Raw genomic sequence first — 6,977 nt, 5'->3', positions numbered from 1 at the left:
ATCTGACGGCGGGCGTGTTGAAGGCCGATTCGGGGCTGACGCAGTTCGGCGGCCGGGTTTCGGATTCTGGCGAAGGCCGCTGGACGCTGAAGGCGGCCATCGACACCGGCGTGCCGGCGCCGGTTCTGTCCTCAGCCCTGTTCGACCGCTTCTCCTCGCAAGGCGAATCCGAGTTCGCCGACAAGCTGCTATCCGCCATGCGTTACGCTTTCGGCGGCCATGTCGAAAAGCCGAAGGCCGGCTCGTGACGGGGGAGACACGCTCATGAGCCTGGAACGGTCCGATACGCTGGTGCTTTTCGGGGCAACCGGCGATCTCGCCCACAAGAAGATCTTCCCCGCACTTTACGCCATGGTCGCCAAGGGAACGCTCACCGAGCCGGTGATCGGCGTCGCTTTCGACGCCTGGGACCTGCAGCAGTTGCAGGCGCGAGCCCGCGACGGCATCGTCAAGGCGACCGGCAAGGTCGACGAAAAAATCTTCGCGAAACTCGCCTCGCTGCTTCGCTATGTCAGCGGCGACTACCGTGGCGCTGCGACATTCGAGAAGCTGAAAAGCGTGCTGGGGACCGCGCAGCATCCCCTGCACTATCTGGCGGTTCCGCCGACCATGTTCGAGACGGTCATCCAGGGGCTGGAGCAGTCGGGTGCGGCCCAGGGTGCGCGCCTGATGGTGGAAAAGCCCTTCGGCCACGATCTGCAATCGGCGCGCTGGCTGAACCGGGTGCTGCATCTGGTATTCGATGAGCAGTCGATCTTCCGCATCGACCATTATCTCGGCAAGGAGGCGATCCAGAACCTGCTCTATTTCCGCTTCGCCAATTCCTTTCTCGAGCCGATCTGGAACCGCAATTTCGTCGAAAGCGTGCAGATCACCATGGCCGAGGATTTCGGCGTCGAAGGCCGCGGCCGCTTCTACGACGAGGTCGGCTGCATCCGCGACGTCATCGAGAACCATTTGCTCAACATCCTGTTGCTGCTCGCCATGGAACCGCCCGTTGGCCGCTCGGCTGACGATCTGATCGACGAGAAGGTGCAGGTTCTGCGGGCAATCCGGACACTGACCAAAGACGATGTCGTGCGCGGCCAATTCAAAGGCTATCTCCAGGAGCCCGGGGTGGCGCCGAATTCGCCGGTCGAGACCTTCGCGGCGGTGCGTTTCTTCGTCGACACATGGCGCTGGCAGGACGTGCCCTTCTTCATCCGCGCCGGCAAATCGATGCCGGTGCACGCCACCGAGGTAATCGTGCGGCTGAAGCGGCCGCCGCTCGACGTCTTCGACCCGATCAAGCCCGACGACGCCAACCACGTGCGCTTCCGCATCGATCCGCAAGTAGCGATCTCGATCGGCGCCCAGCGCAAGGCCGCCGGTGACGACATGATCGGCGAGCAGGTCGAGCTGACCGCGCTCGACGACAGCAAGGACGACATGCCGCCCTATGAGCGCCTGATCGGCGATGCCATGAACGGCAACGGCCAGTTGTTCACCCGCCAAGACGCCAGCGAGCTTGCCTGGCGGATCGTCGGCCCGGTGCTTGGCGACACCACGCCGCCCCCGCTTTATGAGCCGGGGACATGGGGGCCTGCCGATGCGATGGCCGGGTTTGGACCGCCGAACGGCTGGATCAATCCGGCGAAATGAATTGGAGAGGCGACGCAATGGCCAAGGTGGCGAAAAAGCCGGCACAGGACAGCGAAAAGATCGTGCTTGCGATCGATATTGGCGGCTCCCATGTCAAGATCCTTACCAGCGCCGGCGGCGAGGAGCGCAAGGCCGATTCCGGACCCGGGCTGACGCCGCAGCAGATGATCGCGGCCGTGCAGGCACTCGCCGATGGCTTGCCCTACGACGTCGTCTCGATGGGTTATCCCGGCCCGGTGCATCACAACCGGCCGCTGACCGACCCGGCCAATCTCGGAAAGGGCTGGGTCGGATGCGACTTCGCAGCGCAGTTCGGCAAGCCGGTGAAGGTGATCAACGACGCGTTGATGCAGGCTGTCGGCAGCTACGAGGGTGGGCGCATGCTGTTCCTGGGTCTGGGAACGGGCCTGGGTGCTGCGATGATCGTAGACAACGTCGCCCAGCCGATGGAGCTCGCGCATCTTCCTTACAAGAAGGGCCGCAGTTTCGAGGACTATGTCGGCGAACGCGGCCTGGAGAAGCGCGGCAGGAAGAAATGGCGCAAGCACGTCTTCGACGTCATCGAGCGGCTTCGCGCCGCCATGCAGCCTGACTATGTGGTCATCGGCGGCGGCAATGTCGACGAACTCGACGAGTTGCCTGCCGGTTGCAGGCGCGGCGACAACACACGCGCCTTCGAAGGTGGGTTTCGACTGTGGCGCGACAAATCCCTGATTATCTGATATTATGGCGGTTTAGGGTCAGACCTGTTGAACCGACCCTGCCGTTAGTATTGTTATTCAAAATAATGTGCGACGTGGCTCGGCGTCATTGCGTTACGCAGATTTGCCGACTAGGAACTCTATGACCCCCACGGACGGAGAAAATAGATTGACCGACGACAGCAACAAGGCCCGCAAGGACATCGACCTTCTCGAGCTGACCGCTCACATCGTGTCCGCCTACGTCGAGAAGAACCGCTTGCCCGCTTCCGGCCTCGGCGATCTCATCGCGAGCGTCAGCGCGTCGATAGGTGGACTCGGACAACCCGCCGTTCCGGTGGCAGCGCCGCTGATCCCCGCGGTCAACCCCAAGAAATCGGTAACGCCGGACTACATCGTCTGCCTTGAGGACGGCAAGAAGTTCAAATCCCTGAAGCGCCATATCGGTGTTCATTTCGGGCTGACACCGGACGCTTACCGCGCCAAATGGGGCTTGCCGGCCGACTATCCGATGGTTGCCCCCAACTATGCGGCCTCGCGCTCGCAACTGGCGAAGGCAATCGGCCTCGGCCGTAAGGCCGCCCCGCCGGCGCCCGTCAAGAAGACCAGGAAGCCCAAGGCCACGGTCTGACACGCCGTTCGAAGCCCGGCGGACATCTCCCTGATCGCTTCAGGTTTGCGCTGCCCCTCATCGCCCTGCCGGGCACTTCTCCCCGTATAGTGACGGGGAGAAGGACGCCTTCGAAAAGTATTTCGCCAATCTCACCTGGAAACCCTTGATCCAGAGCCGATTTTTGCGCGCGCCCCGCACCGAACTGCGCTAAAAAGCGCTGTGGTCGGACCAGCGCCCATTGTGGAAGCCCCGCCGGCCGATACACAGTCTCGCCGGGGCCATTCACAAATGACAGCCGAACAAACATCGCCCGACCAGCGCTATGCCGCCTTCCGCCACAAACCCTTCCTGAGCTATTGGGCGGCGCGCTTCCTCTCCACATTCGCCACCCAGATCGTATCCGTCGCCGTCGGCTGGCAGGTGTATGACCTGACCCGTGATCCGTTCGATCTCGGGCTTGTCGGCATTGTCCAGTTCCTGCCTTCGCTGCTGCTGGTGCTGGTCACCGGGGTGGTCGCCGACCGTTTCGGACGCCGTCTGATTATGGCGCTGACGGTCCTGCTGGAGGCGATCTGCGCGCTGGCTCTGCTGCTGCTGACGCTGCGCGGCCTTAGCGGGCCGGGCTTGATCTTCGGCGTGCTCGCCATGTTCGGCATCGCGCGCGCCTTCTTCGGACCGGCCGCAGCGTCGCTGTTCGCCAATCTCGTGCCACCAGAGGATTTTGGCAACGCAATCGCCTGGAATTCGTCAGCCTGGCAGACGGCAACCATCATTGGACCCGTCGCCGGCGGCCTGCTCTACGGGCTTTCGGCCGAAGCGGCATACGGCACCGCTGCCGTTCTGATGTTTGTCGCCGCGGTGTTGATCTTCACCATCCCGAAGCCTGCCCAGCGCAGCGAGACCGACAAGCCGACGATGCAGACCCTGTTTGCCGGCTTCGGCTATATCTGGAGCGAGAAGATCGTGCTCGGCGCCATTTCGCTCGACCTGTTCGCCGTGCTTTTGTCCGGCGCCACGGCACTGCTGCCGGTCTACGCGCGCGACATCCTCGACCTCGGCCCGTGGGGCCTCGGACTGTTGCGCTCGGCACCGGGCATCGGCGCCATCTGCGTTGCCATCTGGCTGGCCGGACATCCGATCCGCAACCACGCCGGCCTGGTGATGCTCGGCTTCGTCGCGCTGTTCGGCACCTTTACCGTGGTGTTCGGCCTCTCCACCATCACCTGGCTATCGATCGCCGCACTCGCCTTGCTCGGCGCCACCGACATGTTCAGCGTCTATATCAGAGAGACGCTGATCCAGCTGTGGACGCCGGACCAGGTGCGCGGTCGCGTCAACGCCGTCAACCAGGTCTTCGTTGGCGCCTCCAACGAGCTCGGCGAATTCCGCGCAGGCACCATGGCGGCGTTGATCGGCACCGTGCCCGCGGTGGTGATTGGCGGCGTCGGCGCAGTCATTGTCGCCGGGTTGTGGGCGGTGCTGTTCCCGCAGCTGCGCAAGGTGCGCCACCTCAACGGGCGAAACTGATCCAGAGCGCACTGATCCGGGCGCTGGCCCGCGGCAATCTCGAAGGCCGGGTCGGGCAGAGACACACCCTCGGCGACATGCCTGGCGATGCTATGGCTGAGCGATCGCGCTTTGGCTAACTTACAATTTGTTCGGCGGCAGCTTCATCGAGGCCAGCTGCCGCTTGGGCGGCAAGACCGCGGGCCGCTGCTTGTGAATCGTAAAATTCCTCGAGTGCATAGACCCTGCCCCACCGCAGGGTGAACACGTGGAGACCACGGTTGACGTACGACGCGTCGCCGTTGAGCAGCGTTGCGGTGCCGTCCCACTGGGCAAACACGGTGGTATGCCACGGCCAGCCCTTCACCCAGATGTGGTTGACCGTGAGATGGAGATTAGGCAGGACGCGGCCGAGGCGCTCAAACCAGCGGCGCACGGCTTCTTTGTCGTGGCGCTCACCACCAAGCGCGTGGGCACCGGAAACGCGGTGATGGACACGCGGCACGAGTGCTTTCACCGCCGCATTCCAGCGATGGTTGTTGACGTCGTCGAAGCTCTGTCGGATCGATTTCTCGACAAAATAACTGTATAGCATTTGACCTCTCCTCCAAACTTATTCAGTGGCGTGACCGAGGGCACCGCGTGGCGCTCCCGTCCGGTGATTTTTGACCGCCGCCACGTCCGCCAGCACAATGGCGGGTCTCGTTTTCATGCCCATCGCCTCATCTCGAAATAGATTGCGTTCGTCCTCTATAAGGATTATAGATTACGAATGCAATCTAAAAAAGGAGATGATGATGCGCGTGAGTCGCATGCAGGCCGCGGAAAACCGTGAAACCGTGATCAATGTGGCAAGCCGCCTTTTTCGGGAGCGCGGCTTTGACGGCATCGGCCTTAAAGATCTTATGAAGGGAGCCGGTCTGACCCAAGGCGCCTTTTACAAGCAGTTCGCATCAAAGGAGGACCTGGCGGCGCAGGCGTCCAGGCGGGCGATGGAGAGCGCCACTCACCGATGGTCGGCCGCGACTGCGGCAAAGCCTGAGGATCCGCTCGGCGCGGTGATCGCATTCTACCTCAGCATGGGCCATCGCGGAGAAAAGATGGACGGCTGCCCGGTCGTGGCGCTCGGCTCGGATGCCGCCAGACAGGGTGCCGAGGTCAAGGCGTCATTCGAGGCCGGGATCAGGGAATATCTTAAGATGCTCGGCAGTTGGGTTAGCGAGGCCGACGGCGAGGAGGCCGGCGGCAAGGCCATGGCCATTCTCTCGACAATGGTCGGCGCGGTGCTGCTTTCGCGGGTCGTCAACGACCCCGATCTCGCCCAGGCCTTTCTGGATGCGGCGACCGATCAGGTTCGCGAAGCAGTCGCCGCTTGAACGGCGTAGGCAATGCTGGCGGCGCACCCAAATTGATAGGAGAGCAGATGCGACGCATTGTTGTTACAGGCATGGGAGCGGTCACGCCCCTTGCTGCCAATGTCGAAGCGTCCTGGTCGCGCCTCCTGGCCGGTCGCTCGGGTATCCGGAGGCTTTCGGACGATGTCGTGGGAGACCTGCCGGCGAAGATCGGCGGCGTGGTTCCCTCCTTGGAAGAAGATCCGGACGCTGGTTGCGATCCCGATGCCATCCTGGCTGCGAAAGATCGGCGCAAGGTGGATCGGTTCATTCTCTTTGCGCTGGCGGCGGCAGAAGAGGCGCTTGCGCAGGCGAAATGGAAGCCTGCCTTGGAAACCGATCGCCTGCGCACGGCAACGATCATTGCTTCAGGGGTCGGCGGGTTCCCAGCCATAACCGAGGCGGTGCGCACGGTCGACGGGCGCGGCGTCCGCCGTCTCTCGCCTTTTACGGTGCCGTCCTTCCTGGTTAACCTCGCGGCAGGCCACATCTCGATCCGCTATGGTCTCAAGGGGCCACTCGGCGCACCGGTGACGGCGTGCGCGGCCGGCATCCAGGCGATCGGCGACGCGGCCCGTCTTATCCGCGCCAATGAAGCCGATATCGCCGTGTGCGGCGGCACGGAAGCATGCATGAACATCGTCAGTCTCGGTGGGTTTGCTGCCGCACGCTCTCTTTCCACCGGCTTCAATGAGACGCCGGCTCAAGCCTCGCGCCCCTTCGACACGTCGCGGGACGGCTTCGTCATGGGTGAAGGAGCCGGCATCCTGATTATCGAGGAACTGAGCCACGCGCTTGCGCGCGGCGCGAAACCACTCGCCGAGCTCGTCGGCTACGGCACGACGGCGGATGCTCATCACGTCACCTCCGGTCCCGAGGACGGCGACGGCGCGCGCCGAGCCATGGAGATCGCGATTGCCCAAGCCGGCATTTCGGCGCGTGAGGTATCTCATCTCAATGCGCACGCGACCTCCACGCCAGTCGGTGATCTCGGGGAAATCGAGGCGATCAAAAGAATCTTCGGCGCAGATTCCAGCATAGCTGTCAGCGCAACCAAATCGGCGACCGGACACCTGCTCGGAGCCGCCGGCGGGCTTGGAGGCATCTTCGCAATCCTGGCGC

7 protein-coding genes and 1 pseudogene are annotated in these 6,977 nt (G+C 63.2%); 7 read left to right on the top strand and 1 reads right to left on the bottom strand.

All coding sequences use genetic code 11. From position 1 onward, the window contains the following. From EOC93_RS31815 to EOC93_RS31790, 5 genes and pseudogenes are all read left to right on the top strand, one after another. Positions 1 to 248: pseudogene (locus EOC93_RS31815) on the top strand (6-phosphogluconate dehydrogenase (decarboxylating)); the annotation flags it as partial. 16 nt (positions 249 to 264) lie between these two features. After that, positions 265 to 1,641, top strand: a complete 1,377-nt coding sequence (gene zwf, locus EOC93_RS31810; protein WP_095484948.1) for a glucose-6-phosphate dehydrogenase — start codon at positions 265 to 267, stop codon at positions 1,639 to 1,641. A 17-nt stretch (positions 1,642 to 1,658) separates the two neighbouring features. Beyond that, a complete protein-coding gene (locus EOC93_RS31805) occupies positions 1,659 to 2,363 on the top strand; it encodes an ROK family protein (RefSeq protein WP_095484947.1) in 705 nt (234 codons plus the stop codon). Between the two features lie 148 nt (positions 2,364 to 2,511). After that, on the top strand, positions 2,512 to 2,973 hold the full coding sequence (locus EOC93_RS31800) for a MucR family transcriptional regulator (RefSeq protein WP_095485124.1): 462 nt from the start codon (positions 2,512 to 2,514) through the stop codon (positions 2,971 to 2,973). Between the two features lie 270 nt (positions 2,974 to 3,243). Beyond that, positions 3,244 to 4,482 carry an MFS transporter gene (locus tag EOC93_RS31790; RefSeq protein ID WP_127206594.1) on the top strand — a complete coding sequence of 413 codons (1,239 nt, stop codon included), beginning with the start codon at positions 3,244 to 3,246 and terminating at the stop codon, positions 4,480 to 4,482. Positions 4,483 to 4,597: 115 nt separating this feature from the next. Here EOC93_RS31790 and EOC93_RS31785 read toward each other — a convergent pair whose 3' ends face one another. Then, complete coding sequence (locus tag EOC93_RS31785; protein ID WP_127206593.1) at positions 4,598 to 5,056, bottom strand: nuclear transport factor 2 family protein; 459 nt, start codon at positions 5,054 to 5,056, stop codon at positions 4,598 to 4,600. A gap of 202 nt (positions 5,057 to 5,258) precedes the next feature. Here EOC93_RS31785 and EOC93_RS31780 point away from each other — a divergent pair, with 202 nt between their 5' ends. Continuing rightward, the gene (locus EOC93_RS31780) at positions 5,259 to 5,837 is read left to right on the top strand and encodes a TetR/AcrR family transcriptional regulator (protein ID WP_127206592.1); all 579 of its coding nucleotides are present in this window, start codon (positions 5,259 to 5,261) and stop codon (positions 5,835 to 5,837) included. Between the two features lie 47 nt (positions 5,838 to 5,884). Next, on the top strand, positions 5,885 to 6,977 hold a 1,093-nt coding region (locus EOC93_RS31775; protein ID WP_127206591.1), incomplete at its 3' end, for a beta-ketoacyl-ACP synthase.

The organism is Mesorhizobium sp. M6A.T.Ce.TU.002.03.1.1 (assembly GCF_003997275.1).
Lineage (GTDB): Bacteria > Pseudomonadota > Alphaproteobacteria > Rhizobiales > Rhizobiaceae > Mesorhizobium > Mesorhizobium mediterraneum.
Note: the sequence above shows the minus strand (reverse complement) of the source record. Positions and strands in the feature narration are given on the sequence as shown.